This is a genomic window from Burkholderia sp. WTPI3, assembly GCF_021483755.1.
Lineage (GTDB): Bacteria > Pseudomonadota > Gammaproteobacteria > Burkholderiales > Burkholderiaceae > Burkholderia.
On the sequence record NZ_JAGIXF010000082.1, the window covers coordinates 1 to 26168 of the forward strand.

The following is a 26168-nucleotide window of genomic DNA, read 5'->3' on the forward strand; positions in this document are numbered from 1 at the left end:
GAAGCGGACTCCACCGGGGCCGCCGGCAAGGGCGTGTCCGACATCGGCGCGTTCGGGCGCCTAGCCGGCGCATTCGGCGCGGCGATCGGCGCGAGCCGCGTCGCGGTCGACAACGGTCACTTCACGCGCGACAAGCAGGTGGGGGCGACCGGCAAGACGGTCGAGGCGAGCGTGTACATCGCGTTCGGCATCTCCGGCGCGGTGCAGCATCTGCAGGGGATCAAGGACTGCCGCCACGTGATCGCCGTGAACCTCGACGGTAGCGCGCCGATCGCGAAGCGCGCGAACCTGACGGTGGTGGGCGACGCGCAGGCGACCATCGCCGCGCTGATCGAACAGGTGCAGGCCGCGCGCGCGTCGCGCGGACAATCGCCGGCTGCGGTCGGCAGCCGTGAAACGGAAGGAGTCGCAGCATGAACGCCCCCCGCCAGTTGCAACGCATCGCGGTGCTCGTGTCCGTGGGCCGACACCCCGTCAGCGGTGCCGCGCGCTACAGCCGCAACGACGCGGCCGCGCTCGAAGCAGGCCGCCAGCTCGCGGAGAAGCATCGCGCGCAGCTCGACGTGATCCACGCGGGCGACCCTGCGAATGAAGCGCTTGCTGAATACCTCGCGCTCGGCGCGCGGCAGGTCGAAGTGCTGGCCTGCCGCGACGGCGACGATGCCGCGCATGCGCTCGCCGCGCGCGTCGAAGACTACGACCTCGTGCTGACCGGCACCCGTGCCGAGGGCGCGTACGACACCGGGATGCTGCCGTATCGCGTCGCCGCGACGCTCGGCTATCCGCTCGTCGGCTCGGCCGTCGACGTGACGGTCGAAGGCGGCCGCGCGGCCGTGCGGCAATTCTTGCCGAAAGGGCTGCGGCGGCGCGTCGACGCGGCGCTGCCGGCCGTCATCGCGGTTCATCCGCTCGCCAACGCACAGCCGCGCTATGCGTATGCGCGGCTGCGGGCCGGCGCGATCCGTCCAGCGCTCGCGGCGACCGGTGCGGATGCCGACGCCGCCGCGTGGCGGGTCGGTCCGATCGAGCGTAAACCCGTAAAGCTCGTGGCTGCCGAGAAGCGCTCCGGGCATGCGCGGATGCTGTCCGCGACGACGACCGAAAGCCGTGGCGGCAACGTCGTAAATGAAGGGAGTTCAGTCGAAAAAGCACAAGTGATCCTCGCGTATTTGCGCGAGCATCAACTCATCGACTACTGAATTTTGATGCCTGTCGGCAACCACACTGGGATGCAAGGAATCCGGAGCAAACGATGAAAGTATCGGCAGACATTCGCGCACTGATCGAGCGACGCAAGGAAGGTTACAGCCTCGAGGCGCCGTTCTATACGAGCGAGGAAATTTTCGCCCTCGACATGGAGGCGATTTTCCGCCAGCACTGGATCCAGGTGGCGGTCGAACCGGATATTCCCGAGCCGGGCGACTACGTGACCGTGGAACTGGGCAGCGACTCGATCCTGATCGTGCGCGACGACGACATGGAAATCCGCGCGTTCCACAACGTGTGCCGCCACCGCGGCGCGCGTCTGTGCAACGAGGACAAAGGCTCGGTCGGCAACATCGTGTGCCCGTACCACAGCTGGACCTACAACCTGACAGGCCAGTTGATGTTCGCCGAGCACATGGGCGAGAAGTTCGACCGCTGCAAGCACAGCCTGAAGTCAGTGCATGTGCAGAATCTGGCGGGCCTGATCTTCGTGTGCCTTGCCGACGAGCCGCCCGCCGACTTCGCGCAGTTGCGCGCCGAGATGGAGCCGTACCTGCTGCCGCACGATCTGCCGAATACGAAGATCGCCGCGCAGATCGACATCATCGAGGAAGGCAACTGGAAGCTCACGATGGAGAACAACCGCGAGTGCTATCACTGCGTCGCGAACCATCCGGAGCTGACGATCTCGCTGTACGAATACGGCTTCGGCTACCAGCGCTCCGACGCGAACGCCGAAGGCATGGACGCCTTCGCGGAAACCTGCGTGCGCCGCGGCAAGGAGTGGGCCGAGATGGGGCTGCCGTCCGCCGAAATCGAAAAGCTGCTCGACGTGACGGGTTTCCGCACGCAGCGCCTGCCGCTCGACCGCCACGGCGAATCGCAGACGCTCGATGCGAAGGTCGCGTCGAAGAAGCTGCTCGGCCAGTTCGACCAGGCCGACCTCGGCGGCCTGTCGTTCTGGACGCAGCCGAACTCGTGGCACCACTTCATGAGCGATCACATCGTGACCTTCTCGGTGATTCCGCTGTCGGCCGGCAAGACGCTCGTGCGCACCAAGTGGCTCGTGAACAAGGATGCAAAGGAAGGCATCGACTACGACGTGAAGAACCTCACGGCCGTGTGGAATGCGACCAACGACCAGGATCGCGCGCTCGTCGAATTCTCGCAGCGCGGCGCGACCAGCAGCGCGTACGAGCCGGGCCCGTACTCGCCGTTCACGGAAGGTCTCGTCGAAAAATTCTCGGCCTGGTACATCGGCCGGCTCGCCGAAAAAACCGGCGCGTAGTACTTGGTAGCGAACAAGCGGAGCAAGACATGATGCGAGATGCGGCCAATTTCGAGCCGGCGGACAGCCGGGTAACGCACCCGGCGTTCTGGAGCGCGCTGCCCGAGCGCTGGACGAGCGACGTCGAGGAAACGCTGGTGTGCTGCCACGTGCGGCAGGAAACCCACGACGTGAAGAGCTTCTTCTTCCGTTCGCCGCAAGGCCGTGCGTTCTCGTTCGAGCCCGGGCAGTTCATCACGCTCGAACTCGACATCGAAGGCGAGACGATCAACCGGTGCTACACGATCTCGTCGTCGCCGGCGCGGCCGCACACGATCTCGATCACGGTCAAGCGCGTGCCGGGCGGCAAGGTGTCGAACTGGCTGCACGACAACCTGCAGCCGGGCGCGTCGGTTCGCGTGCTCGGCCCGGCCGGCGAATTCACGTGCGCACGGCATCCGGCGCGCAAGTACCTGTTCCTGTCGGCAGGCTCGGGCGTCACGCCGCTGATGTCGATGAGCCGTGCGCACCATGATCTCGCGGAGGATCGCGACATCCTGTTCGTGCATAGCGCACGCACGCCGGACGACATCATCTTCGCGCGCGAACTCGACCTGATCGCCTCGAACCATACGAACTTCCGCACGTCGTTCGTCGTCGAGCGCGTCGGTGCGCGCACCAACTGGCCGGGCGTCACGGGCTTCCTGACGCTGCCGCTGCTCAAGCTGATCGCACCGGACTTCATGGAGCGCGAGATCTTCACGTGCGGCCCCGCGCCGTACATGAAGGCCGTGCGCGACCTGCTCGACGAGGCCGGTTTCGATCGCAAGCAGTATCACGAGGAAAGCTTCTCGTTCGAGACGCTCGCGCAGACCGCGAGCGACGAAGTGCTCGCCGAACTCGTGCCGGCGGCCGACGGCGTCGACGCCGCGACGAGGCAGTACACGGTCAGCTTCGCGAAGAGCAACCGCGAGATCGCATGCGGCTCCGGGCAGCATGTGCTCGACGCGGCGCGCCAGTCCGGCGTGCGGCTTCCCGCTTCGTGCACGCAGGGCATGTGCGGCACCTGCAAGGTGAAGCTCGTGTCGGGGCAAGTCGAGATGAAGCACAACGGCGGCATCCGCCAGCGCGAGATCGACCAGGGAATGGTGCTGCTGTGCTGCAGCAAGCCGTTGTCGGATCTCGTGATCGACAAATAAAGCAGACGCGCCATCGGTCGGCCCGGAGGCGTCGCCTCCGGACAAGCATCCGTCGCAAAACAACCGGACCGCCGAATTGTGGTTGAAGAACCTAGAGAGACAACGCGCGGTGTGCGCATATCAAGGAGATCGACCATGAAACTGTTTGGAAAAATTCTGTGGACCGGTGCGCTGTCGGCGATGGTGGCGTTGAGCGCGTCGGCGCTCGCCGACACGAAACCGACGTTGAAGATCGGCTACGTCGAAGGCTGGGACGACAGCGTCGCGACGTCCAACGTCGCCGCGCGCGTGATCGAGAAGAAGCTCGGCTACCAGGTCCAGCTCGTGCCGGTCGCTGCCGGGATCATGTGGCAGGGTGTGGCACGCGGCGACCTCGATGCGACGCTGTCCGCATGGTTGCCCGTCACGCACGGCTCGTACTGGGACGAGTACAAGGCGAAGGTCGTCGATCTGGGCGCGAATTTCCCCGATGCGAAGATCGGCCTGATCGTGCCGGCCTACGTGAAGGCGAAGAGCATCGACGACCTGAACGCCGAGAAAAGCAGCTTCGGCGGCCGCATCGTCGGCATCGATGCGGGCGCGGGCGTGATGCGCAAGACGGACGATGCGATCAAGAGCTACGGATTGAACTACACGCTGATGCCGAGTTCGGGCAGTGCGATGACGGCCGAACTGTCGCGCTCCATCAATGCGAACAAGCCGGTGATCGTGACCGGCTGGGCGCCGCACTGGATGTTCGCGAAGTGGAAACTGCGCTTCCTCGAGGATCCGAAGAAGGTGTTCGGCGGCGCGGAACACGTCGACAGCGTCGTGAATCCGCAGCTCGAAACGAAGGCCAAGCCGGTTGTCGCGTTCCTGAAGAAATTCCAGTGGAAGCCGGGCGAAATCGACAGCGTGATGCTCGCGATCCAGAGCGGTTCGAAGCCGGAAGCAGCCGCCGATGCCTGGATTGCAGCGCATGCGGACCGCGTGAATTCGTGGACTGACGGCGTGCAGTAAGCCCGCGGCGATTCGCCACGCACAACACCATAACAACATGCCGGGAATGGCATGCAGGAATCCGAAACAATTGTGATTCGATGCAGCCATATCCCGGTTTTCTTTTACTGATTCTGCAAAAAAGCGCATAAGTTGTTACACTACGGCCCTTGTGCGGAGTCATCACAGGAGGAATTGGATGAGTCAGGCAGGACTGCGTGCGAACCGCACCAGTGATGTTGGAACAACCATCTCACATGATTCGACGGGCCACACGCTGCATCGTGGCCTGACTTGGAAGGATGCATTTTGGGTAACGAGCGGCGTGCCGGCTGGCGTGCTGTTCACGATCGGCGGAGTCTGTACGACGATCGGCCAGCCCGCGTGGGCGATCTGGATCGCCGCGATCACGATGGGGCTGATTCAAAGCGCGACTTATGCGGAAATATCGGGGCTATTTCCCCATAAATCGGGCGGCGCGTCGGTGTACGGCGCGATCGGCTGGGTCCGTTACAGCAAGCTGATTGCCCCGGTTTCCGTGTGGTGCAACTGGCTCGCGTGGTCGCCGATGCTCGCGCTCGGCTGCGGCCTCGCGGCGAGCTATGCGCTCACGAGTCTCTTTCCCGCCGATGCGGCGGTGCTGCACTGGCAGCTCAGGATCGCGGATCTCGGTTTCATCAAGCCGGGCCTGTCCCTGAGAATCAACGCGACGTTCATCATCGCGACGATCCTGCTTCTCATCACGTTCAAGCTTCAGCACAGCGGTGCGTCGAAGGCTGCACGTACGCAACGCATTCTCGGCATTGCATCGCTCACGCCGCTGCTGATCGTCGGCATCGTGCCGTTCGTCACCGGCGACGTGCCGATGTCGAACCTGCTCCCGCTGCTGCCGCTCGGTCACGACGCGCACGGCAACCTCACGGCCGCGACGTTCGGCTCGTGGAACGGGCAGGGCGTCACGATGGCGCTCGGCGCGATGTTCATGGCGGGATGGGCGTCGTACGGTTTCGAGACGGCCGTGTGCTACACGCGCGAATTCCGCGATCCTAGTCGCGACACCGCGAAGGCGATCTTCTGGTCGGGCGCGCTGTGTCTCGTCGTGATGACGCTCGTGCCGATGGCGTTCCAGGGCGCGCTCGGCACGCAGGCGATGCTCGATCCGGCGATTGGCGACGGCACGGGTGTCGCGGCCGCGATGGCGAAGATTGTCGGTGGCGGCGCGTGGGTCGCGAATGCGGTCGTCGTGATGCTGATGCTGTCGATCCTGCTGATCGTGATGACGTCGATGATGGGATCGTCGCGCACGCTGTACCAGGCATCGGTCGACGGCTGGCTGCCGAAGTACCTGTCGCACGTGAACGAGCATGGCTCGCCCACGCGCGCGATGTGGACCGATCTCGGCTTCAACCTCGTGTTGCTGATGATGTCGGACTACATGACGGTGCTGTCGATCTCGAACGTCTGCTACATGTTGTTCGTATTCCTGAACCTTCAGTCGGGCTGGATCCACCGGATGGACCGCGGCAACTGGGATCGGCCGTTCCGCTGCCCGACGTGGCTGCTCGTCGCGGGCTCGATCTGCGGCTATGCGAACCTCGTCTACGTCGGCGCGGGTGCGAACCTGCAGGGCGAAGGCACGCTGCGCAACGGGCTGATCGCGATGCTGCTGATCGTGCCGGTGTTCCTGTTCCGCCACTACTGGCAGGATCGCGGCCGTTTCCCCGCGCAGATGCAGCGCGACATGGAGCTCGAAGTGCCGAAGCGCGCGATGTGGCTGAATCTGATGCCGTATGCGGCGCTGATCGGGGCGGCGCTCACGATCTGGCTGTCGCATTACCTTGCGTGGGTGAAGTGACGCGCGAGGCTGCGTGACGGTGCGCGACGCCCGCAAGCCGCACGCGGGCGTTGCGATCGATCATGCGGCACCGACGAAGCCCGACCGGCATGCAAGCGGTCGGGCTTTCGTCGTTCATGGGGAGGCGGCGTCGCCGCCTGCATCGCCCGCTTCGCGCGATCGAAGCCGCTTGATTTCGGGAATGACCGGTTTCGGACGGCGCGCGTCCCGGGCGCGGCGAATCGGCACGGCGCCTGCGCGCGTGCCGGCGGCTTGCGCGTGACGAGCGGTCGGTCCCGCCCGCTCGTCACGCGTTACGGAAACACCACCGTCCGGTCGCCGTTCAGGAACACCCGCCGTTCGATGAACGCCTTCACCGCCCGCGCGAGCGTGATGGATTCGACGTCACGCCCCACCGCGAGCAGTTGCTCCGGCCGCAACGCGTGATCGACACGCTCGACCACCTGCTCGATGATCGGGCCTTCGTCGAGATCGTCGGTCACGAAGTGGGCGGTTGCGCCGATCAGCTTCACGCCGCGCGCATGCGCCTGGTGATACGGCTTCGCGCCCTTGAAGCCGGGCAGGAACGAGTGATGGATGTTGATCGCGCGGTTCGCGAGTTTCGCGCTCGTTTCCTGCGACAGCACCTGCATGTAGCGCGCGAGGATCACGAGTTCGGCGCCGCTCGACTCGAAGAAGTCGAGCCACTGTGCTTCCTGCTGCGCCTTGGTGTCGGCCGTGATCGGGAAGTGCCGGAACGGCAGCCCGTGCTGCGTGGCGAGCGATTCGAAGTCCGGATGGTTCGACACGATGCCGACGATGTCCATCTTCAGCTCGCCCATCCGCCAGCGGAACAGCAGGTCCGCGAGGCAGTGCTCGAGCTTCGACACCATGATCAGCACCTTGGGGCGCGCGCTCACGTCGTGGATCGCCCACTGCGCATCGCCTTCGGCGTTGCCGCCGAGCTTGGCCGCGATCGGGCCGAACTCCTGGCGCAGTGCGTCGATCTGCAGCGTCTCATCCGTCGGATGAAACACGCAGCGCACGAAGAAGTGGTTGCTGAGATCGTCGTCGAACACGTTCAGCGCATCGACATAGCAGCGATGGCGCTCGAGAAAGCCGACGACGGCGGCGACCTGGCCGGCCGCGCTCGGGCACGACAGCGTCAGGACGAATTGATCGGGGCGTGAGTCGGCAGTCATGAGAATCCTCGGGTGTCATGGGGCGCGAACCCTCGCGGCGGCGCACCGGGGGCGCCGCGCGACGCGGGTAGCGGGAGACTCAAGTAAATCAGGACGATTTTTGCGCGGATAGAACCAACGCGCCGTGTGGCTGGTATCGGTACGCCAGCACGGACGGACGGCGCGCAGCCGGTCATGCGGCGGTTTTCAGGCCGCCGGGCGGCCCGTCATGCCGGCGCGCAGGCGTCGAGCAGCCAGCGCCGGAACACATGGGTCGCGTCCGGCTCGGGCCGCTGCGGCGGCCGCACGAGGAAGTAGCCGCGCGACGTGACGACCGGCGCGTCGACGAGCTTCACCAGTTGCCCGGACGCGACGAGCTCGTCGACGAGCGGCGACCAGCCGAGCGCGACGCCCTCGCCGAGCAGTGCAGCATGGATCACGAGCGCATAGCTGTTGAATGTCACGCCGCGCGCGGCGGCCGGCGCATCGAGGCCATGCGCGTCGAACCAGCCGGCCCACGACAGCCAGCGCTCGGGGCGTGTCGGCTGCACGTGCAGCAGCGGCAGCGCATGCAGGTGGTCGGGCCGCGCGACGTGTGGGTGCGCGGCGCGAAACGCCGGCGAGCAGACGGGCGTGACCGATTCCGGAAAGAGGCGCGCGGCCGTGCACGACGGCCAGTGGCCGTCGCCGAACAGGATCGCGATGTCGGCATGGTCGCGCTGCGCGTCGTAATCCTGCGACGTGACGACCCGCACGTCGACGTCCGGCATCACGTGCTTCAGGCCGGCCAGGCGCGGCATCAGCCAGTAGGTGGCGAACCCGAAATCCGTGACGATCGTGAGCGCACCGTGCTCGCGGCGCGCGCGCAGCGTCGCCGTGGCGCCGCGCAGCGTATCGAGGCTCTGCCGCACCGCTTCGTACAGGCACTGGCCGTCGGTCGTCAGTGTGACGCCGCGCGGGCTGCGCTCGAACAGCGGCACGCCGAGCTCCGCCTCCAGCTGGAACACCTGCTGGCTCACGGCCGGCTGCGTCGAGCCCAGCTCGCGTGCGGCGGCCGTGAAGCTCGCGAGACGGGCGGCCGATTCGAACGCGCGCAGCGCCTGCATCGACGGTAACGCTTCGGGTTTCGACATAAGTCTCTCTAATGGCCCCATAAGGGGAGGATGCCTTCCCGCCCGAATTCGGGCGGGAGATAGTGCTTCGGACGGCACGGCGCCGCGCCAGGCCCTCCGCGATTCTAGCCAGTCGCGGCCGGTGCGCGCGGCACTTTCTTCAAGCTGCGTCCGTCATGCCGGCTGCGTCGCTGTCCGAGCGTCGCGCCGTTCCGTTCGAACACCGATTTCACCGTGACCGCCGATGACGAACCCGACTCCCAACATCCTGATCCTGATGGCCGACCAGCTCACGCCGTTCGCATTGCCGGCTTACGGCAACCGCGTCGCGCGCACGCCGACGCTCGACCGGCTGGCCGCGCAAGGCGTGGTGTTCGACGCCGCCTACTGCGCGAGCCCGCTGTGCGCGCCGTCGCGCTTCTCGCTGCTGACCGGCAAGCTGCCGTCGGGTATCGGCGCCTACGATAACGCCGCCGAATTGCCGGCGCAAACGCTGACGTTCGCGCACTACCTGCGCGCGGGCGGCTACCGGACGATGCTGTCCGGCAAGATGCACTTCTGCGGCCCCGACCAGCTGCACGGCTTCGAGGAGCGGCTCACGACCGACATCTATCCGGCCGACTTCGGCTGGGTGCCGGACTGGGATCAGCCGACCGAGCGGCCGAGCTGGTATCACAACATGAGCTCGGTGCTCGAGGCCGGCCCCTGCGTGCGCACGAACCAGCTCGACTTCGACGACGAAGTCACGTTCGCGGCGAAGCAGAAGCTGTACGACGTCGCGCGCGAGCGCGCGGCCGGGCGCGACGAGCGGCCGTTCTGCATGGTCGTGTCGCTGACGCATCCGCACGATCCGTATGCGATCACGCGCGAATACTGGGATCTGTACAGCGACGAAGAAATCGACATGCCGACCGTGCGACTCGATGCGGCGGAAAGCGATCCGCATTCTCGGCGGCTGCGCTTCGTCTGCGAAAACGACCGCACGCCGCCGACCGACGCGCAGATCCGTGCCGCGCGCCACGCGTACTACGGCGCGACGTCCTACGTCGACGCGCAGTTCGGCAGCGTGCTGGCCGCGCTCGAGCAATGCGGGTTTGCCGACGACACGATCGTGATCGTCACGTCCGACCACGGCGACATGCTCGGCGAGCGCGGGCTCTGGTACAAGATGACGTTCTTCGAAGGCGGCTGCCGCGTGCCGCTGATCGTCCACGCGCCGAACCGCTTCGACGCGGCGCGCGTGCGCGGGCCCGTGTCGCACGTCGACCTGCTGCCGACGCTCGTCGACCTGGCCGGCGCCGCACCGGCCGGCGGCCGGCCCGATGCCGGATGGCCGGACCCGGTCGACGGCGCGAGCCTCGTGCCGCATCTGCATGGCAAGCCCGCGCACGACGTTGCCCTTGGCGAATACCTCGCGGAAGGGGCGGTCGCGCCGGTCGTGATGATCCGCCGCGGCGACTGGAAGTACGTGCATTGCCCGGCCGATCCCGACCAGCTCTACAACCTCGCCGACGATCCGCGCGAGCGCACCAACCTGGCCGGGACGCCCGAGGCGGCCGGGCTGCTCGCCGCATTCCGCGCCGAGGCCGCGCAGCGCTGGAACCTGCCCGAGCTCGATGCCCAGGTGCGCGCCAGCCAGCGGCGGCGCCGTTTCCATTACGCGGCGACGACGCAGGGCCGTATCCAGGCGTGGGACTGGCAGCCGTTTACCGATGCGACCCAGCGCTACATGCGCAATCACATCGAACTCGACACGCTCGAAGCGATGGCGCGCTTTCCGCGCGTCGGGCGCTGAACGGTCCGCATCGAGGACATTGACGAACGACGGAGGAAGCAAATCATGAAACGAGAGTGCAATGCAGCAATCCGGAGGGCCGGCGCGGTATTCGCTGCGACCGCATGCGCGATGGCGGCACTGCCCGCGCACGCCGCCGACCCGCAGACGTGTCGCGACGTGCGGATGGCGGCGCCCGGCTGGACCGACATCGACGCGACGAACGCGATGGCCGGCGTCGTGCTGAAGGCGCTCGGATATCGGCAGGACGTCGCGAACCTGTCGGTGCCGATCACGTACCAAGGGCTCAAGAAAGGGCAGGTCGACGTCTTCCTCGGCAACTGGATGCCCGCGCAGGCGCCGCTCGTGAAGCCGTTCGTCGACGAGAAATCGATCGACGTGCTGCACGCGAACCTGAGCGGCGCGAAGTTTACGCTTGCGGTGCCCGACTACGTCGCGGCTGCCGGCGTGCACACGTTCGCCGATCTCGCGCGCTACGCGGACCGCTTCGGCGACAAGATCTACGGGATCGAGCCTGGCGCGCCGGCGAACCAGAACATCAAGCGGATGCTGTCCGACCATGCCCTCGGCACGGCGAACTGGTCGCTGGTCGAATCGAGCGAGACGGGGATGCTCACGCAGGTCGAGCGCGCGGTACGCGACAAGCGCTGGATCGTGTTCCTCGCGTGGGAGCCGCACCTGATGAACACCAAGTTCCACCTGACCTACCTGTCGGGCGGCGACGCGTACTTCGGGCCGAACTACGGCGGTGCGACGGTCAACACCGTGACCCGCTCGGGCTTTGCCGGCCAGTGCGCGAACCTCGCGCGGCTGTTCCGGCAGATGACGTTCTCCGTCGACGTCGAAAACAAGATGATCGCCGACATGCTCGACAACAAGTCGTCGCCCGCGGTCGCGGCGCAGCGTGCGCTGAAGGCCGACCCCACGCTCGTCGAGGGCTGGCTGGACGGCGTAACCACGGCGTCCGGCACACCGGCGCTGCCGGCCGTGCGCGCGGCGCTCGACGGCCGCTGACCTGCCTCCGGGCGGCCGGCTTTTTGCCCGGCCGCCCGTCTCCGTGTTTTCCCGACCAGTCGCATCGAGACTATTTGGTGTCGCCTTCAGACGGGTGACCTGAAATATGGGTTTGTATTTTTCGCCAATGGCTGCGTTATTGCGAAAAAAGAAATGCCGAAGCCATCGGACGTACTGAATTCGAATCAGCCGGCGTATTGCAGCGCGCGTCAGGTCACGGTTCTTTCCATTGAACGGTTCAGGGAGGGTGGGCGAGAATGAAGCAAAAGAAAGTTGCCGTAGCCGCCGCGCTGGTATGCGCGGCCTGTATTCCCGCCATCGGCCACGCGCAGAGCAGCGTGACGCTGTACGGGATTCTCGACGCGGGCATCACGTACGTGAACAACACGGGCGGTTCGCACGTGGTCAAGTTCGACGACGGCGTCGCATACGGGAACCGCTTCGGCCTGAAGGGCACGGAAGATCTCGGCGGTGGACTGAAGGCGGTCTTCGCGCTCGAGAGCGGTTTCCACCTCGGCAACGGGCAGCTCGGCTTCGGCGGTTCGGAGTTCGGGCGTCAGGCTTACGTCGGTCTGCAGAACAACTGGGGCACGCTGTCGTTCGGCAACCAGCTCGACATCACCAACGAGCTCGTGTCGATCTACAACATCTCGGCATGGGGCAGCGGCTATGCGATCCACCAGGGCGACTTCGACCGCTTCAACGGCGACCGCCTGCCTAACTCGGTGAAATTCCTGTCGAACGACATGAGCGGCCTCAAGTTCGGCGCGATGTACTCGTTCGGCAACGTCGCCGGCAACTTCCACCGCAACAGCGCATGGAGCGCGGGCGCGAGCTTCACGCGCGGCGACTTCTCGGTCGGCGCCGCATACACGCGCCTGAACAACCCGAACGGCATCTATGCGTTCGACCCGTACGCGATGATCGGCACGCATACGTTCCTCGGCCAGCAGACCGTCACCGTCGATCCGGTGACCGGCGCGCGCACCGACCTGTACGCGGATACGGCGATGAACGTCGACAGCCAGGGCACGTTCGGCATCGGCACGAGCTACACGATCGGCAAGCTGTCGCTCGACGCGAACTTCTCGTACACGACGATCAAGGGCTTCGGCCAGTCGTCGCACATGCAGGTGTATGAAGGCGGCGGCCTGTACCAGTTCACGCCGGCGCTGAGCTTCATCGCGGGCTATCAGCACACGCGCTTCGAAGGCCACCACTGGAACCAGGGCACGGCCGGCCTGCACTACCTGCTGTCGAAGCGCACCGACGTGTATATCTCCGGCGATTACCTGCGCGCGTCGCAGGGCGTCGATGCGGTCATCGGCTACAGCTTCACGCCGTCGACGACGCAGACGCAGGCCGACGTGCGGATCGGCATGCGGCATTCTTTCTGAGCGGGGTGCGGCAGATCTTTCGACGTCTTCAGCGAGGTCTCTCTTTGGCGCGAACTGCGGTTCGCGCCTTTTTTTTGTGCAACCCGGTGCGATGACGTGCGGCGTCGCGCGATGCGGGCTGTCGTCGTCCGCATCGGGCGCGTGCCCGACAGGAGTCCGGCGGTTGGCGATATCATCGCGGTTTGGCCGCGTCGCGTATCGTCGATCGCCGGCCGCCCTTCGATGACGCCTTCCCGATGACCGCCCCGTTACCCGAGTCCAGTCCGCCGTCTCCGTTACCCGCCAACCTGTTCCGCCACGCACCGTTCCAGCGTTTCTGGGGCACGCGCGTGATGTCATCGCTGGCGTTCCAGATCCTGTCGGTCGCGATCGGCTGGTACGTATATGCACTCACGCACAGTGCGTTCGCGCTCGGCCTCGTCGGCCTCGCGCAGTTCGTGCCGATGTTCGCGCTGACGCTCGTCGTCGGACAGGTGGCCGACCGTTACGACCGGCGGCGCATCGCGACAATCTGCCAGAGCGTCGAGGCGCTGGCCGCCGGCGTGTTCCTGCTCGGCGCGGCACAAGGGTGGCTCGCTGCGCCGGGTGTCTATGCGCTCGCGGCGATCGTCGGCACCGCGCGCGCGTTCGAATCGCCGTCGGTGTCGTCGCTGCTGCCGGCCGTGGTGCCGCGTAGCGACTTGCCGCGCGCAACCGCGTTGTCGACGTCCGCGAACCAGGCCGCGCAGATTCTCGGGCCTGCGTTCGGCGGGCTGCTCTACGGCCTCGGTGCGCCCGTTGCCTTCGGCACGAGTGTCGCCGCGTTTGCGATCGCGGCGGTGTTGAGCGGCACGATTCCGCTGCGTAGCGCACCGCCCGCGCGCGAGCCCGTCACGCTGCGCTCGGTGTTCTCGGGCATCGCGTTCATCCGGCGCGAACCGGCGATTCTCGGTGCGCTGTCGCTCGACCTGTTCGCGGTGCTGTTTGGCGGCGCGACCGCGTTGCTGCCGATCTACGCGCGCGACATCCTGCAGGTGGGGCCGTGGGGGCTCGGCGCGTTGCGCGCCGCGCCCGCGGTCGGCGCGCTCGCGGGCACGCTGTGGCTCACGCGTTTTCCGTTGAAGCGGCGGCCCGGCCGCGCGATGTTCGGCGGCGTGATCGCGTTCGGCATCGGGACGATCGTGTTCGGGCTGTCGCGGCATTTCGCGTTGTCGCTCGTCGCGCTGGCGGCGTTGGGTGCGTCGGACGTGGTGAGCGTCGTCGTGCGCCTGTCGCTCGTGCAGTTGAGAACGCCGGACGACATGCTCGGGCGCGTGAGCGCGGTCAACTCGCTGTTCATCGGCACGTCGAACCAACTCGGCGAATTTGAATCGGGCGTGACGGCCGCATGGTGGGGCGCGCCGGCGGCGATCGTGGTCGGCGGCGCGGCGACGATCGCCGTTGCGCTCACGTGGATGCGGCTGTTTCCGACATTGCGGAACATGACGTCGCTGGAGCGCGATCATTGAGCCGACCCGGGTGTCCGTGGCATTCGGTCGAAATCGGCGCGGCTGACGGCGAGATATTTCAAATTGCTTTCTTGTTTCAATCAAATGCCAAACGATTTTCGGGTCCGGATAATCGTCTGAATAATCAATCCGGCTGCGATCAATTCGGTCGGGCCGGAATGCCGATTTAGAAAACCGTGGGCATGGCCCCGGTCTGCCGAGTACGAAACCGAACCGGCGCCATTCCCTTCAACCCCTTGGAGCACAAGGGCTCGGCGGATCGTTCGTCGGAAGAAATCATCTTTTCATTGCAAATCAATTACAACAAATTTCATTGCGCTTTCCATAATCTTTAGAAACATAGCGTTTTCGTATGACGAAACAGTTATCGATTGAAACAAAAAGAAATACATGGAATGATATCGATTCTCATTACTGTGATCGCTGCGGCAACTGCCGTGGCCACTCGTCAACCGTAGCCAGCTAGTGTCGTTGTCGGCCTGATAGTCGGCGGCCAGCAAGCCATCGCATCCGTGCTTCGTGCGCGCGCATCGCCGCGTGTCCACGCAGGACGGTTTCATTCCGACTGGATTTCCATGCCGAACAAGACCCCGTTCGCGAGCGCGCTCGCGCTGGCCTTTGCTTTGCCTATCGCTTCGCCCGCACTCGCCCAGAGCATGGGCGCCGAATCGTCGCCGCCCGCCGCGGCAAAACCGGGCGAGGCGTCGCCGCCGGCCGCCCACGACGTGCTGCCGACGATCAGCGTCTCGGGGCAGGCCGTACAACAGGACTTTCAGGCCGAACGCTCGACCGTCGGCGCGAAAGCCCCGACCGCGCTGCGTGACATTCCGCAGTCGGTCACGGTGATCAACAAGGCGCTGATGGAATCGCAGGGACTCACGTCGTTCCAGGACGCGTTGCGCAATGCGCCGGGCATCACGATCGGCGGCGCGGAAGGCGGACAGATCGGCAACAACATCAACCTGCGCGGCTTCACCGCGCAGAACGACATCTACCTGGACGGCTTCCGCGACCGCAACCAGTACTACCGCGACACGTTCGACCTCGATTCGGTCGAGGTGCTGTACGGCCCGTCGTCGATGCTGTTCGGGCGCGGTTCGACGGGCGGCGTGATCAACCAGGTGTCGAAGAAGGCGAACCTGACGCCGTCGGCCGAGGTATCGACGACGATCGGCACCGATGATCACTACCGGACGAGTGTCGACCTGAACCGGCCGCTCGGCGCGACGTCGGCGTTCCGCATCAACGCGTTCGGCCAGTCGCTCGGCTCGACGCGCGACGTGATGAAGAACAAGGACTACGGGATCGCGCCGGAGCTGCGCTTCGGCATCGGCACGCCGACCGAGGTGACGCTCTCCGCGCTGATCCAGCACAACTACGACATGCCCGATTACGGCGTGCTCGCGGTCAACGGCCATCCGGCGCCGGTGTCGAAGAACACCTTTTACGGCCTCGCCGACGACCGCACGATCCAGGACGTCCAGACCGTGTCCGCGCGCGTCGATCATCGTGTCAACGATGCGCTGACGATCAGCAACCGCACGTCGTTCTCGCACTCGATGACCGATGCGCGCGAGACGGCCCCGAACGCGGTGCTGACGGGGCCGCTGTCGTCGAGCACGACACTGACGAACGGCAACTACACGTCGTTGCCGATGTCCGCGCTGTACGTGAGGCTCGCGAGCCACGACCGCGTGATCGAAAACCATTCGGTCGACAACGACACGATGGCGCATTTCAGGTTCGACACGGGCTTCGTGAAGCACGACCTGATCGCCGGTGTCGAAGTCGGGCACGACAGCTACACGAACCAGGCGTACACGCGCAGCGGCCTGCCGATCCTGTCGCTGATCGATCCGGCCTACCTGTCGTCGACGGCGTCCAATGCGACGCAGACGCCGACCAACCATGCCGAATCGGGCGCGACCACGCTCGCCGCGTACCTGAACGACACGGTGTCGATCGGCCGCGACTGGAAATTCGTCGGCGGTCTGCGCTGGGATCGCTTCCAGGCGCATCTCGCGAACACGGTGAGCGCACCCGGCTATGCGTCGCAGACGAACTATTTCACGAGCGTGCGGGCCGGCTTGATCTACCAGCCGACCGAATCGCAGTCGTATTACTTCTCGTACGGCACGTCGTTCAACCCGTCGCTCGAGACGTTGACGGTCACGAACAATACGCAGAACCTCTCGCCCGAACACACGAAGTCGTACGAGGTGGGCGGCAAGTGGGACCTGCTGAACGACAACCTGTCGGTCACGTCGGCGCTGTTCCAGCAGGAGAAGAGCAACGCGCGCACGCAGACGTCGACGGGCGAATACCTGCTGGAAGGCGACATTCGCGTGCGCGGCTTCCAGGCGAGCGTGACGGGCCACATCACGCCGAAGTGGCAGGTGTTCGGCAGCTACACGTACATGAACGGCGCGATCCTGAGCGCGCTCGACGGCACGCAGGGCAAGACGCTCGCGAATACGCCGCGCAACACGTTCACGCTGTGGACCACGTACGCGTTCACGCCGCACTGGGAGATCGGCGGCGGCCCGACCTACATGTCGGGACGCTACGCCGCGAACACGGACTACGTGCAGGTGGGGGGCTACACGCGCTGGGATGCGACGGCCGCGTATCACGCGAAGCAGTGGGACCTGCGCCTGAACCTGCTGAACCTGACCAACAAGTTCTATTACGACGCGCTGATCCAGTCGGACGGCGGCCGCGCGGTGCCGGGCGTCGGGCGCACGTTCCTCGCGACGCTCGACTACCGGTTCTGAGCGATACGCGTGCCGCTGCGCCATTCGATGAAAGAGGTGAAACGATGCTTGTACACATCCCGAACGTGCTGACGCCCGAGCAGGTGCGCACGGTGCGCGACCGGCTTGACCGCGCGGGCGACGCGTGGGTCGACGGCCGTGCGACGGCCGGCTATACGGGCGCGCCGGTCAAGCGCAACCAGCAGATCGCGGAGCATTCGCCGGTCGCGCGCGAGCTGGGCGACGTGATCCTTGCCGCGGTCGAGCGCAATCCGCTGTTCATCAGCGCGGCGTTGCCGAACCAGGTCTATCCGCCGCTGTTCAACCGCTACGAAGGCGGGATGACGTTCGGCAGTCATGTCGACGGCGCGGTGCGCGTGCTGCCGAACGGCGTGAAGCTGCGCACGGACGTGTCCGTCACGCTGTTCCTGTCCGCGCCCGACGAATACGACGGTGGCGAACTCGTGATCGAGGATGCGTATGGCGTCCAGCAGGTCAAGCTGCCGGCCGGGGACATGATCGTTTACCCGGCGACGAGCCTGCACCAGGTCACGCCCGTCACGCGCGGCGTGCGCGTGGCGAGCTTCTTCTGGGTGCAGAGCCTCGTGCGCGGCGATGCGCAGCGTGCGCTGCTGTTCGACATGGACACGGCGATCCAGCGGCTCAACGCCAGCGGCGCCGATGCGCAGGCGTGCCGCAGTCTGGTCGGCTGTTATCACAATCTTCTGAGAATCTGGAGCGAAACGTGAGCGTTGCCGATCCCATCGAAATCGACGCGGCGCCCGCGTCGCGCGTCGCGCCCGGCCCGCGCGCCGCTGGTGCCGGCGGCACGCGATCGCGCCGCGGCACGTTCATCAGGTGGCTGCGCAAGGTGCATGGCTGGGTCGGCCTGTGGGGCGCCGCACTCGGCCTGCTGTTCGGCACGACGGGGTTCCTGCTGAATCATCGCGCGCCGCCGCTGCGGATCCAGACCGGCGCGCCGCATGTCGAGACGTTGCGGCTCGACGTGCCCGACCCGGAACCCGATTCGCCGCGCGAGCTTGCGCAATGGTTGCGCGGACAACCGGATCTGCATTTGCCGGAACGGATGGGCCGCGTGCAGAAGGAACCCGAGCATCCGGTCGCATGGGGCGACCGCGAGACCGTGCAGCCCGAGCACTGGCAGCTCGTGTTCGCGTCGCCGCGTGAAAGCGTCGCGGTCGACTACTGGGTCGGCAGCGACACGATGACGCTCAAGCGCAGCGAAAACGGCACGTTCGCCTGGCTGACGAACCTGCACAAGGGCGTGGGAATGAGCATCGGCTGGGTGCTGCTCGTCGATACGCTCGCGGGCGCGCTGATTCTGCTGTCGCTGACCGGCGTGCTGTTGTGGACCGAGCTGAACAAGCGCAAGACGATCGGCGCGGTGCTCGTGGTCGGTTCGATCGTCGCGATCGTGTGTGCGGCCAGCGCGTAGCGCCTGACGCTCAGGTGCCGGCGTCGCGCGAGACCTGTACGGCCGTGCCGTAGCAGATGACCTCCGTGACGCCCGTGCCGATCTCGGTCGAGTCGTAGCGCATCGCGACGACTGCGTTCGCGCCGAGCTTGCGCGCATCGGCGAGCATCTTGTCGAAGGCCTGCTGGCGCGCCTTCTCGCACAGCGACGTATACAGCGTGATGTTCCCGCCGAACAGCGTTTGCAGTGCCGCGCCGAACGAGCCGACGATCGAGCGCGAACGCACGATGATGCCCTGCGCGACGCCGAGCGAGCGGATGGTCGTATGGCCGGGAAGATCGAACGCGGTCGTGACGCGATCGGGCGAAAGGTTGTCGACGGAGCGGGAGAAATCGGTCATGGCGGTCCATCGTGTTGTGGAAGTGATCGAACGACGATTCTAGCCGGAACGGCAAGCGCGCCCGGACGGGCAGGCGGCCTGGGTCGATTTCCGGGCGGGAGATTCGATCGCGGCGCGATGGCGCGCCGGCTTGCGCGCCAAACCGGCGACGCTCAATGCGTCGCACGCCGGTCGCTGCGCGGGCTCACGCCAAAACGCGAGCGGTACGTGCGCGAGAAATGCGACGGCGACTCGAAGCCGCACGCGACGCACACCGACGTGATGCTCATGTCGGTCTGCTGCAGCAGCTCGCGCGCGCGGTCCAGACGCAGGTTCAGGTAGAAGCGCGTCGGCGTGTCGTTCAGCGTCGCGCTGAACAGCCGTTCGAGCTGGCGCCGCGTGATCGATACCTCCTGCGCGAGCGCATCGGAGCCGAGCGGATTCTCCATGTGCCGCTGCATCGTGCCGATCACCTGGATCAGCTTGCGGTTGTGCACGCCGTAGCGCGCGGCGATCTCGAGCCGCTGGCTGTCCGAACGCTGCCGGATGCGGCTCACGACGAACTGCTCGGAGATTGCCGCCGCGAGGTCGGCGCCGTGCCGCCGGCCGATCAGGTCGAGCATCATGTCGATCGACGCAGTGCCGCCCGCGCACGTGATGCGCCGGTCGTCGATCTCGAACAGCTCCTGCGTCGCGTTCAGCCCCGGGTAGCGTTCGCGGAACGCGGCGAGCGCTTCCCAGTGCAGCGTGAGCGTTTGCGACGCGTCGAACAGCCCGGCTTCCGCGAGCACGAAGCTGCCGGTGTCGATCCCGCCGAGCGTCGCGCCGTGCCGGTTCTGGCGGCGCAGCCAGTCGCCGAGCGCGCGGTCGTAGCACACCAGCGGATCGAAGCCGGCGACGACGAATACCGTCTCGACTTGCGCGACGTCCGCACACGCGGCTTCGGCCGCGACCGGAATCCCGTTGCTCGCGGCCACGGGCGCACCGTCCGAGCTGATCACATGCCAGCGGTACAGCTCGGTGCGAAAGCGGTTCGCGACGCGCAACGGCTCGACCGCGGACATGAAGCCGAGCGCGGAGAAGCCGGGCAGCAACAGGAAGTGGAAATCCTCTGGCATCGGGGCGTGGGGTGAAATCGGGTGGTCGTCGCGCCTTGCGCGCCGCGGCGCCGCGCCCGGCTCGCACGAGCCGAACGTTCAACACGGCATTATCGCGGGTTTTGCCGGCGCTCAGCGCGTTTTCGAGCCGCGCAACGACCGGCGCGCGGTCGTCGACGGCAGTTCGCCGAACTGCGCCTTGTATGCGTTCGCGAAATGCCCGAGGTGGATGAAGCCCCAGCGCGCGGCCGCTTCGCTGATCGGCAGATCGGCTTGCCGCGTGTCGAGCAGCAGGCGGCGCACCTGTGCGAGGCGCAGCGAGCGCGTGTAGTTCAGCGGGCTCGTCTGTGCGACCGACTGAAAGCTGTTCTGCATCGTGCGCCGGCTCACGCGCAGTTGCATGCACAGGCTGAGGATGTCGACGGGGGCTTCCGGGTGCTCGATCACGTAGTCGTGCACGCGGCGCACGATGTCGGCGTGACATGCATGCGTGAGCCGGTTCGACGGTTCGGGCATCCGGTATGTGAGGAGATCGACGAGCACGTTGGCGACTTCGCCGCGCAGCTCGCACTGCGCCCGCGCCGGATCGAACGTAGCGGGGTTCGCCAGCACGCGTTCGAGCAGCGTCGCGAGCTGCACGCTCGCGCGTTCGCGCGCGGCGACCGGCACGTCGACGACGCCGCGCCGCAGCGTGCGTCCGTCCACCCGGACGTCGGCCATATCCTCGATCTGCTGCATCAGCTCGGGATCGACGACCACGCCGATCAGCGACATGTCGTCGGGAGAATGGAGTTCGAACGGCGAGCCGCCGCGTGCCATCACGATCGTGCCGCGCTCGATGCGCGCATTGCCGAACGCGAAGGTGCCCGAGCCGGTGAGCGGCATCCCGAACACCGTATGGCCGCTCGGCAATTGTCCGCGCTGGATGATGCGCACGTTCGCCGCTTCCTGGAACAGCTGCACGCCGTCGAGTTCCACGTGCTTGACCGCGCTGCGATACGAGCCGGGGCCAATCTGGTCGTAACGCTGATCCCAGCCGCGCAGCGCCTCGGCATGCCGGTCTGCATCGTCGAACATCTGGTGAAACACGAGCACGGCGCCTCCGGCGGTCGTTCGGACGGCGCAAGAATAAACCGACCGAACGGTCGGCGCAATACGGGCGAGCGCTATTCGGCATGGGTTTTTTCAGGGGTCGGAAGCGGGGCTTCCCGCGTGCCTTTCAGGCGGTTTTCCAATATCCCGAATCGGCACGCACGCGTTGCCGGTCCTGGTGTCGAGCGGATTTATTGTCGAACTACAGTCGCCCCACATAACGTGATTCCCAACTGGAGGCGACATGAGAACAAGGCGACGAACCGCGGCATTCGCGGCGACGCTGGCGTTCGCGGCGGCGTGGGCCGGCAGCGCATACGCGACGGAAAAGCCCGAGGAGCTGGTCGTACAGAAGATGCCGCCGTGGCATCCGCACGAGGTCTACGTCGTCGATATCGCGATGCCGACGATGACCGACGGGCGCATCTACGTGTACGACGCCGACGCGAAGAAGCTGCTCGGCCAGATCGACGGCGGCTTCGCGCCCGGCCTCGCGATCTCGCCGGACCACAAGACCAGCTTCATCGCGACGACCTATTTCTCGCGCGGCTCGCACGGCACGCGCACCGACGTCGTCGAGATGACGGACAACACGACGCTCGATCACACGGGCGAGATCGTGATTCCGGCGAAGCACGGGCAGCACGTGCCGTCGCCGTACAACACCGCGTTCAGCGCGGACGGCAAGCGGCTGTACGTCGCGAACATCACGCCGGCCGCGTCGGTGACGGTGATCGATGCGGTGTCGAAGAAGGTGTTGTCGGAAATCGACACCGCGGCGTGCGTGCTCGCGTATCCGTCGGGCAACGACCGCTTCACCGCGCTGTGTGAAAGCGGCAAGGCGCTGACCATCACGCTCGACGCGAACGGCAAGGAAGTGAAGCGCACGATGTCGGATGCGTTCATCGACGTCGACCGGGATCCGGCCTTCGTGAACGCGTCGCGCTACGACGGCGGCTATCTGTTCACGACGTACCACGGCAACGTGCGCCGCGCCGATTTCAGCGGCGACAAGCCGGTATTCGGCAAGTCGTGGTCGCTCGTGACCGATGCCGAGCGAGCGGAAGGCTGGCGGCCGGGCGGCATGCAGCAGACTGCCGTGCAGGCGAAGCAGCACCGCTACTACGTGCTGATGCACAAGGGCGGCGACGGTTCGCACAAGGACCCCGGCACGCAGGTGTGGGTGTACGACCTGAAGACGAAACAGCGCGTCGCGCGCTGGGATCTCGCGCAGCAGAAGGTCGATCCGCTCGTGTCGATCCAGGTCAGCGACGACGACAAGCCGCTGTTCTACGGGCTGACCGGCACGTCCGATCTCGTCGTGATGGACGCGCGCACCGGCAAGCTGCAGCACGTCGAGAAGCAGATCGGCAGTACGCCGTCGCTGCTCGTGAACCCGTGAGGCCGCGATGACGCTCGATCCCGTACTCGCCACCAGCGCGCAGGCCGGCGCGGCCGTCGTCGTGCTGCTCGGCGCCTTCGCGAAGATGCGCCGGCCCGCCGCGTTCCGGCAGGCGCTCGCCGGCTATCGCCTGCTGCCCGATGCGCTCACCGCGCCGGCTGCGTTCGCGATCCCGCTCGCGGAAGCCCTCTGCGCGGCCGCGCTGCTGTTTCCCGATACGCGCACGGCCGGTGCGCTCGGCCTGATCGCGTTGCTGCTCGTGTTCGCGGCCGGCATGACGATCAACATCCTGCGCGGCCATACCGACATCGACTGCGGCTGTTCCGGTTTCGCCGCGACGCGCGCTGATGCGCCGCGCGGCATCGGCTGGCCGCATGTCGCGCGCGTGCTGCTGCTCGTCGCGCTGGCCGCGACCGCGCTCGTCGAACCGGGCGGCCGCGCGGTCGTGTGGTTCGACTACCTGACGCTGTTTTCTTCCGTATTGCTGATCGTCTGCGCGCTGCTCACCGTCGACGTGCTGCTCGCCAACGTACCGCGCCTTGCCCACCTGAGGAATTCATGATGCAAACCGCTCTCACCGTTTCCACCGCCTTGCTGTGGGTTGCCGTTCTCGCGCTCGGCGCGATCTGTCTCGCGCTCGTCCGGCAGATCGGCATCCTGTACGAACGCATCATGCCGGCCGGCGCGCTGATGATCGACAAGGGGCCGGCAGTCGGCGCGATCGCGCCGATGTTCGAGCTGACCGACATCCGCGGCGCGCAGGTGAAGGTCGGCGGCATCGATGCAGCGGGCAAGGCCACGCTGCTGTTTTTCCTGTCGCCGACGTGTCCGGTCTGCAAGAAGCTGCTGCCACTGTTGCCGTCGCTGCAGGCGAGCGAATCGACGCCGCTGAACATCGTGCTCGCGAGCGACGGCGATCTCGACGAACACACGCGTTTCGCGCAGAAGCACAACCTCGCGCGCTTTCCGTACGTGCTGTCGCAGGAGCTTGGTCTTGCGTACCAGATCGGCAAGCTGCCGTACGCGGTGCTGCTCGATGATGCCGGCACCGTGCGCGCGAAGGGCCTCGTCAATACCCGCGAGCATCTCGAGAGCCTGTTCGAAGCGAAGGAGCGTGGCGTCGCGTCGCTGCAGCAGTTCGTGCATGGCGATCACGACCACGGTGGTCACGAAAAGCACGCGCAGCACGCGTGATCGGCCGACTCTCTTTCAACGTCAACGGAGAACAACGACATGGGCCTGTTTGATTCATGGTTCGAACGGTCGGCGCGCGGCGTCGCGCAGCACAGTTCGCGGCGCAGCGCGATGGCGAAGCTCGGCAAGGTGCTGGTGGGGTCGGCGATGCTGCCGCTCCTGCCCGTCGATCGCACCGCGTATGCGGCCGATGCGGCGTCCGGCGCATCGGCGGCTTCCGGCGCCGCCGCATCGGGCGCGAGCGACGATCCGATGAGCTGCGATTACTGGAAGTACTGCGCGATCGACGGCTGGCTGTGCAGTTGCTGCGGCGGCACGTCGAGCAGCTGCCCGCCGGGCACGACACCGTCGCCGATCACGTGGATCGGCACCTGCCGCAATCCGCATGACGGGTCGGACTACATCGTGTCGTACAACGACTGCTGCGGCAAGACATCGTGCGGCAAGTGCTTCTGCAATCGCAACGAGCGCGAGAAGCCGCTGTACAAGCTGTCGCTGAACAACGACATCAACTGGTGCATGGCGAACGGTAATTCGAATTACCACTGTTCGGTTTCGGTCCTGCTGGGGGCGGCAAAGCAATGAAAGTGAAGCAAGCTGGAAAGATCGTTGTTGCATGCATGGCCGCTGCGGCCGGTTTTGCGTTGCCGGGTTTCGCCGGCGCGCAGCAGGTTGTCCATTACCCTGCGGGCAAGAGCCTGTTCGACGCGCAGTGCGCGGTGTGTCACCAGGCGGGCGGCAAGGGGCAGGACGGCCTTGCGCCGCCGCTGACCGAGTATCCGGGCAAGTACGCGAGCGCCGACGCAGGGCGTGCGCAGCTCACGGCGACGCTGTTGCACGGGATGTTCGGCGAGATCGAGGTGCGCGACAAGCACTACAACTTCAAGATGCCGTCGTTTGCGAGCGCGAGCGACGACGATATCGCGAACGTGCTCAACTACGTCGTGTTCGATCTCAACGAGCAGCACGGCAGCGCGAAGCCGTTCACCGCGGCGGACATTCGCGCGGCGCGGGCGAAGGAGATGGACGGGACGGCCGTGCACGCGCAGCGTGCGATCGTGACGAAGGGGCTGGGGCTGTGAAGGCGTCGCGCATGGGGCGCCGTCTGCCGTCGTGGCTGGTGGCGGTTGCGGGTGCCGCATGTGCGATGGCGATACCCGCATATGCCGACGGCGTGACCGACGCCACGCTTGCGCGGCAGCACTGGGTGCTCAACTGCATGGGGTGCCATACGGCGACGGGCGGCGGCATTCCGGGCAAGGTGCCGCCGCTCGCGAATTCGCTCGGCTATTTCACGCATCTGCCGGCGGGGCGCGAGTACGTGATGCGCGTGCCCGGCGCGTCGAACTCGGCGCTGTCCGACCAGGATCTCGCCGACGTGCTCAACTGGGTGCTCACGACGATGAACCGCGATGCGCTGCCGCGCGATTTCAGGCCTTATACGGCGGCCGAAGTTGCCGCGCATCGACGGCCGGCGTTTTCGGACGTCGCGACCGTGCGTGCCGGGCTGGTCCGCGCGCTGCACGAGCGCGGGATAGAAGGGGTATCCGACCGGTACTGATTCGGGCCGTCAACGGCGGCGCGGTCTCCCCGCGCCGTCACGCGCGGCTGCGGCGACAGGAACACGACCGCCGGCATCGCGACCAGCCCGGCTCGAGGCCCAAATGGCAGGCCATGATCAGAGATCTCCGCGCACTTCGCCGGTTCCCAGCGCGCTCCGCTGCCGGTTGACTTCCGCCCAAAGTGCATCGCTGTCGTCATTGCGTAGCACGATCATCCAGTCCAGTTGATCGTCGGTCACGCCGAAGTATTCCAGGATTTCCCGGCGAACCGCATCGACGAACTGCGCGTATTCCGGGGTAGCCTGGGCCTGTGCGTGCAAGGCGTCGTATGCTGCGTCGTCAGCGCCGCCGCCGTGCTCGTCGATATAGCGCGAGATCCACTGGTCTCGTTCGTGGTCGTAATCGGCCTCGGCGCGCATCGCTTGCACCGCCGTGTAGAAATCCAGTTGGGCAAACGCGGCGATCGCCGCCGTCGTCGCCTCGTCGAATGTAGTCGTCATTCCATCTCTCATGTCAGTCATGGCGCATCATCGCACGGGCCGCACCCGGGCAACAGGACACGCATTTTGCTGCACTGCAAGCACGGCGATGAAAACAACCGGGCACGGCAGATCGCGGAACACGTTTCGGCCGTATCGCCGCGAGCGTCACGTCGGCACTTGAGCGCCCATGCGGGCGCCGGTCGTGAATGGCACGGCTCACCGAAACCGTTTGCCTGCGAGCCGATCAGTCATATCGACGGAGAAGCGCACCGCCAGGTCGCCGCACGGTTGCTTCACGGTCG

26 protein-coding genes are annotated in these 26168 nt (G+C 66.2%); 20 read left to right on the top strand and 6 right to left on the bottom strand.

The genetic code is table 11. The annotated features are described in order from the left end of the window. The 6 genes from J7024_RS29900 to J7024_RS29925 form a co-directional block, all read left to right on the top strand. Positions 1–417: FAD-binding protein (locus J7024_RS29900; protein WP_234745713.1), on the top strand; the 417-nt coding region annotated here is incomplete at its 5' end. Then, the gene (locus J7024_RS29905; protein WP_124826926.1) at positions 414–1199 is read left to right on the top strand and encodes an electron transfer flavoprotein subunit beta/FixA family protein; all 786 of its coding nucleotides are present in this window, start codon (positions 414–416) and stop codon (positions 1197–1199) included. The genes J7024_RS29900 and J7024_RS29905, both read left to right, overlap by 4 nt. Before the next feature lie 53 nt (positions 1200–1252). Continuing rightward, positions 1253–2494, top strand: coding sequence for an aromatic ring-hydroxylating oxygenase subunit alpha (locus J7024_RS29910; protein ID WP_124826927.1), 1242 nt, complete (start codon positions 1253–1255; stop codon positions 2492–2494). Between the two features lie 29 nt (positions 2495–2523). Continuing rightward, complete coding sequence (locus tag J7024_RS29915; protein WP_124826928.1) at positions 2524–3672, top strand: hybrid-cluster NAD(P)-dependent oxidoreductase; 1149 nt, start codon at positions 2524–2526, stop codon at positions 3670–3672. A gap of 135 nt (positions 3673–3807) precedes the next feature. Next, positions 3808–4671 (top strand): glycine betaine ABC transporter substrate-binding protein, encoded by an 864-nt coding sequence (locus J7024_RS29920; RefSeq protein ID WP_175750786.1) that lies wholly within the window; start codon positions 3808–3810, stop codon positions 4669–4671. Between the two features lie 178 nt (positions 4672–4849). Next, entirely contained in the window at positions 4850–6505 is a 1656-nt protein-coding gene (locus J7024_RS29925; protein WP_124826930.1) for an APC family permease, read from the top strand. A gap of 293 nt (positions 6506–6798) precedes the next feature. On the opposite strand, the gene purU is transcribed toward J7024_RS29925, so the two are convergent. Both purU and J7024_RS29935 read right to left on the bottom strand, forming a co-directional pair. Further along, complete coding sequence (gene purU / locus J7024_RS29930) at positions 6799–7686, bottom strand: formyltetrahydrofolate deformylase (protein WP_124826931.1); 888 nt, start codon at positions 7684–7686, stop codon at positions 6799–6801. A gap of 206 nt (positions 7687–7892) precedes the next feature. After that, positions 7893–8819 (bottom strand): choline sulfate utilization transcriptional regulator, encoded by a 927-nt coding sequence (locus tag J7024_RS29935; protein WP_124826932.1) that lies wholly within the window; start codon positions 8817–8819, stop codon positions 7893–7895. A 202-nt stretch (positions 8820–9021) separates the two neighbouring features. Between J7024_RS29935 and betC the strand changes: the two genes are divergently transcribed. The 7 genes from betC to J7024_RS29970 all read left to right on the top strand — a co-directional run bounded on the left by betC (position 9022) and on the right by J7024_RS29970 (position 18679). Beyond that, the gene (betC, locus tag J7024_RS29940; protein ID WP_124826933.1) at positions 9022–10572 is read left to right on the top strand and encodes a choline-sulfatase; all 1551 of its coding nucleotides are present in this window, start codon (positions 9022–9024) and stop codon (positions 10570–10572) included. Between the two features lie 45 nt (positions 10573–10617). Further along, positions 10618–11586 (top strand): choline ABC transporter substrate-binding protein, encoded by a 969-nt coding sequence (choX, locus tag J7024_RS29945; RefSeq protein ID WP_124826934.1) that lies wholly within the window; start codon positions 10618–10620, stop codon positions 11584–11586. A 257-nt stretch (positions 11587–11843) separates the two neighbouring features. Beyond that, positions 11844–12983, top strand: coding sequence for a porin (locus tag J7024_RS29950; RefSeq protein WP_124826935.1), 1140 nt, complete (start codon positions 11844–11846; stop codon positions 12981–12983). Positions 12984–13219: 236 nt separating this feature from the next. After that, complete coding sequence (locus tag J7024_RS29955) at positions 13220–14470, top strand: MFS transporter (protein WP_175769964.1); 1251 nt, start codon at positions 13220–13222, stop codon at positions 14468–14470. Between the two features lie 575 nt (positions 14471–15045). Further along, complete coding sequence (locus J7024_RS29960) at positions 15046–17244, top strand: TonB-dependent receptor (protein ID WP_234745714.1); 2199 nt, start codon at positions 15046–15048, stop codon at positions 17242–17244. Between the two features lie 44 nt (positions 17245–17288). Beyond that, complete coding sequence (locus tag J7024_RS29965; RefSeq protein ID WP_175750787.1) at positions 17289–17972, top strand: Fe2+-dependent dioxygenase; 684 nt, start codon at positions 17289–17291, stop codon at positions 17970–17972. Then, positions 17969–18679, top strand: a complete 711-nt coding sequence (locus J7024_RS29970) for a PepSY-associated TM helix domain-containing protein (RefSeq protein ID WP_124826939.1) — start codon at positions 17969–17971, stop codon at positions 18677–18679. Before J7024_RS29965 ends, J7024_RS29970 begins: the two co-directional genes overlap by 4 nt. A gap of 10 nt (positions 18680–18689) precedes the next feature. Here the strand turns inward: J7024_RS29970 and J7024_RS29975 are convergent, their stop codons facing one another. The 3 genes from J7024_RS29975 to J7024_RS29985 all read right to left on the bottom strand — a co-directional run bounded on the left by J7024_RS29975 (position 18690) and on the right by J7024_RS29985 (position 21229). Continuing rightward, positions 18690–19058: a YbjQ family protein gene (locus tag J7024_RS29975; protein ID WP_124826940.1), complete on the bottom strand. Its 369-nt coding sequence runs from the start codon at positions 19056–19058 to the stop codon at positions 18690–18692. 152 nt (positions 19059–19210) lie between these two features. Next, entirely contained in the window at positions 19211–20155 is a 945-nt protein-coding gene (locus J7024_RS29980; RefSeq protein ID WP_124826941.1) for a GlxA family transcriptional regulator, read from the bottom strand. Positions 20156–20266: 111 nt separating this feature from the next. Continuing rightward, on the bottom strand, positions 20267–21229 hold the full coding sequence (locus tag J7024_RS29985; protein ID WP_234745715.1) for a helix-turn-helix domain-containing protein: 963 nt from the start codon (positions 21227–21229) through the stop codon (positions 20267–20269). A gap of 241 nt (positions 21230–21470) precedes the next feature. On the opposite strand from J7024_RS29985, the gene J7024_RS29990 reads away from it, so the two are divergent. From J7024_RS29990 to J7024_RS30015, 6 genes are read left to right on the top strand one after another with little or no spacing between them, the layout of a single operon-like run. Next, positions 21471–22628: an amine dehydrogenase large subunit gene (locus J7024_RS29990; RefSeq protein WP_234745716.1), complete on the top strand. Its 1158-nt coding sequence runs from the start codon at positions 21471–21473 to the stop codon at positions 22626–22628. A gap of 7 nt (positions 22629–22635) precedes the next feature. Continuing rightward, positions 22636–23190: a MauE/DoxX family redox-associated membrane protein gene (locus tag J7024_RS29995; RefSeq protein ID WP_175760704.1), complete on the top strand. Its 555-nt coding sequence runs from the start codon at positions 22636–22638 to the stop codon at positions 23188–23190. Further along, positions 23187–23822, top strand: coding sequence for a methylamine dehydrogenase accessory protein MauD (gene mauD, locus J7024_RS30000; protein ID WP_124826945.1), 636 nt, complete (start codon positions 23187–23189; stop codon positions 23820–23822). The genes J7024_RS29995 and mauD overlap by 4 nt, the downstream gene beginning before the upstream one ends. A gap of 39 nt (positions 23823–23861) precedes the next feature. After that, positions 23862–24407, top strand: a complete 546-nt coding sequence (locus J7024_RS30005) for a methylamine dehydrogenase light chain (RefSeq protein ID WP_044847763.1) — start codon at positions 23862–23864, stop codon at positions 24405–24407. Beyond that, complete coding sequence (locus tag J7024_RS30010; protein WP_124826946.1) at positions 24404–24904, top strand: c-type cytochrome; 501 nt, start codon at positions 24404–24406, stop codon at positions 24902–24904. The genes J7024_RS30005 and J7024_RS30010 overlap by 4 nt, the downstream gene beginning before the upstream one ends. 11 nt (positions 24905–24915) lie before the next feature. Further along, entirely contained in the window at positions 24916–25383 is a 468-nt protein-coding gene (locus tag J7024_RS30015) for a c-type cytochrome (protein ID WP_124826947.1), read from the top strand. Between the two features lie 117 nt (positions 25384–25500). Here the strand turns inward: J7024_RS30015 and J7024_RS30020 are convergent, their stop codons facing one another. Further along, positions 25501–25884: an ATP-dependent protease gene (locus J7024_RS30020; RefSeq protein ID WP_124826948.1), complete on the bottom strand. Its 384-nt coding sequence runs from the start codon at positions 25882–25884 to the stop codon at positions 25501–25503. A 66-nt stretch (positions 25885–25950) separates the two neighbouring features. Here J7024_RS30020 and J7024_RS30025 point away from each other — a divergent pair. Continuing rightward, the coding region (locus J7024_RS30025) for a hypothetical protein (protein WP_234745717.1) at positions 25951–26168 on the top strand (218 nt) is incomplete at its 3' end.

Coding starts and splice junctions, on each gene's coding strand:
- J7024_RS29905 (WP_124826926.1), top strand. CDS start 414: ATGAACGCCCCCCGCCAGTTGCAACGCATCGCGGTGCTCGTGTCCGTG.
- J7024_RS29910 (WP_124826927.1), top strand. CDS start 1,253: ATGAAAGTATCGGCAGACATTCGCGCACTGATCGAGCGACGCAAGGAA.
- J7024_RS29915 (WP_124826928.1), top strand. CDS start 2,524: ATGATGCGAGATGCGGCCAATTTCGAGCCGGCGGACAGCCGGGTAACG.
- J7024_RS29920 (WP_175750786.1), top strand. CDS start 3,808: ATGAAACTGTTTGGAAAAATTCTGTGGACCGGTGCGCTGTCGGCGATG.
- J7024_RS29925 (WP_124826930.1), top strand. CDS start 4,850: ATGAGTCAGGCAGGACTGCGTGCGAACCGCACCAGTGATGTTGGAACA.
- purU (WP_124826931.1), bottom strand. CDS start 7,686: ATGACTGCCGACTCACGCCCCGATCAATTCGTCCTGACGCTGTCGTGC.
- J7024_RS29935 (WP_124826932.1), bottom strand. CDS start 8,819: ATGGGGCCATTAGAGAGACTTATGTCGAAACCCGAAGCGTTACCGTCG.
- betC (WP_124826933.1), top strand. CDS start 9,022: ATGACGAACCCGACTCCCAACATCCTGATCCTGATGGCCGACCAGCTC.
- choX (WP_124826934.1), top strand. CDS start 10,618: ATGAAACGAGAGTGCAATGCAGCAATCCGGAGGGCCGGCGCGGTATTC.
- J7024_RS29950 (WP_124826935.1), top strand. CDS start 11,844: ATGAAGCAAAAGAAAGTTGCCGTAGCCGCCGCGCTGGTATGCGCGGCC.
- J7024_RS29955 (WP_175769964.1), top strand. CDS start 13,220: ATGACCGCCCCGTTACCCGAGTCCAGTCCGCCGTCTCCGTTACCCGCC.
- J7024_RS29960 (WP_234745714.1), top strand. CDS start 15,046: ATGCCGAACAAGACCCCGTTCGCGAGCGCGCTCGCGCTGGCCTTTGCT.
- J7024_RS29965 (WP_175750787.1), top strand. CDS start 17,289: ATGCTTGTACACATCCCGAACGTGCTGACGCCCGAGCAGGTGCGCACG.
- J7024_RS29975 (WP_124826940.1), bottom strand. CDS start 19,058: ATGACCGATTTCTCCCGCTCCGTCGACAACCTTTCGCCCGATCGCGTC.
- J7024_RS29980 (WP_124826941.1), bottom strand. CDS start 20,155: ATGCCAGAGGATTTCCACTTCCTGTTGCTGCCCGGCTTCTCCGCGCTC.
- J7024_RS29990 (WP_234745716.1), top strand. CDS start 21,471: ATGAGAACAAGGCGACGAACCGCGGCATTCGCGGCGACGCTGGCGTTC.
- J7024_RS29995 (WP_175760704.1), top strand. CDS start 22,636: ATGACGCTCGATCCCGTACTCGCCACCAGCGCGCAGGCCGGCGCGGCC.
- mauD (WP_124826945.1), top strand. CDS start 23,187: ATGATGCAAACCGCTCTCACCGTTTCCACCGCCTTGCTGTGGGTTGCC.
- J7024_RS30005 (WP_044847763.1), top strand. CDS start 23,862: ATGGGCCTGTTTGATTCATGGTTCGAACGGTCGGCGCGCGGCGTCGCG.
- J7024_RS30010 (WP_124826946.1), top strand. CDS start 24,404: ATGAAAGTGAAGCAAGCTGGAAAGATCGTTGTTGCATGCATGGCCGCT.
- J7024_RS30015 (WP_124826947.1), top strand. CDS start 24,916: ATGGGGCGCCGTCTGCCGTCGTGGCTGGTGGCGGTTGCGGGTGCCGCA.
- J7024_RS30020 (WP_124826948.1), bottom strand. CDS start 25,884: ATGACGACTACATTCGACGAGGCGACGACGGCGGCGATCGCCGCGTTT.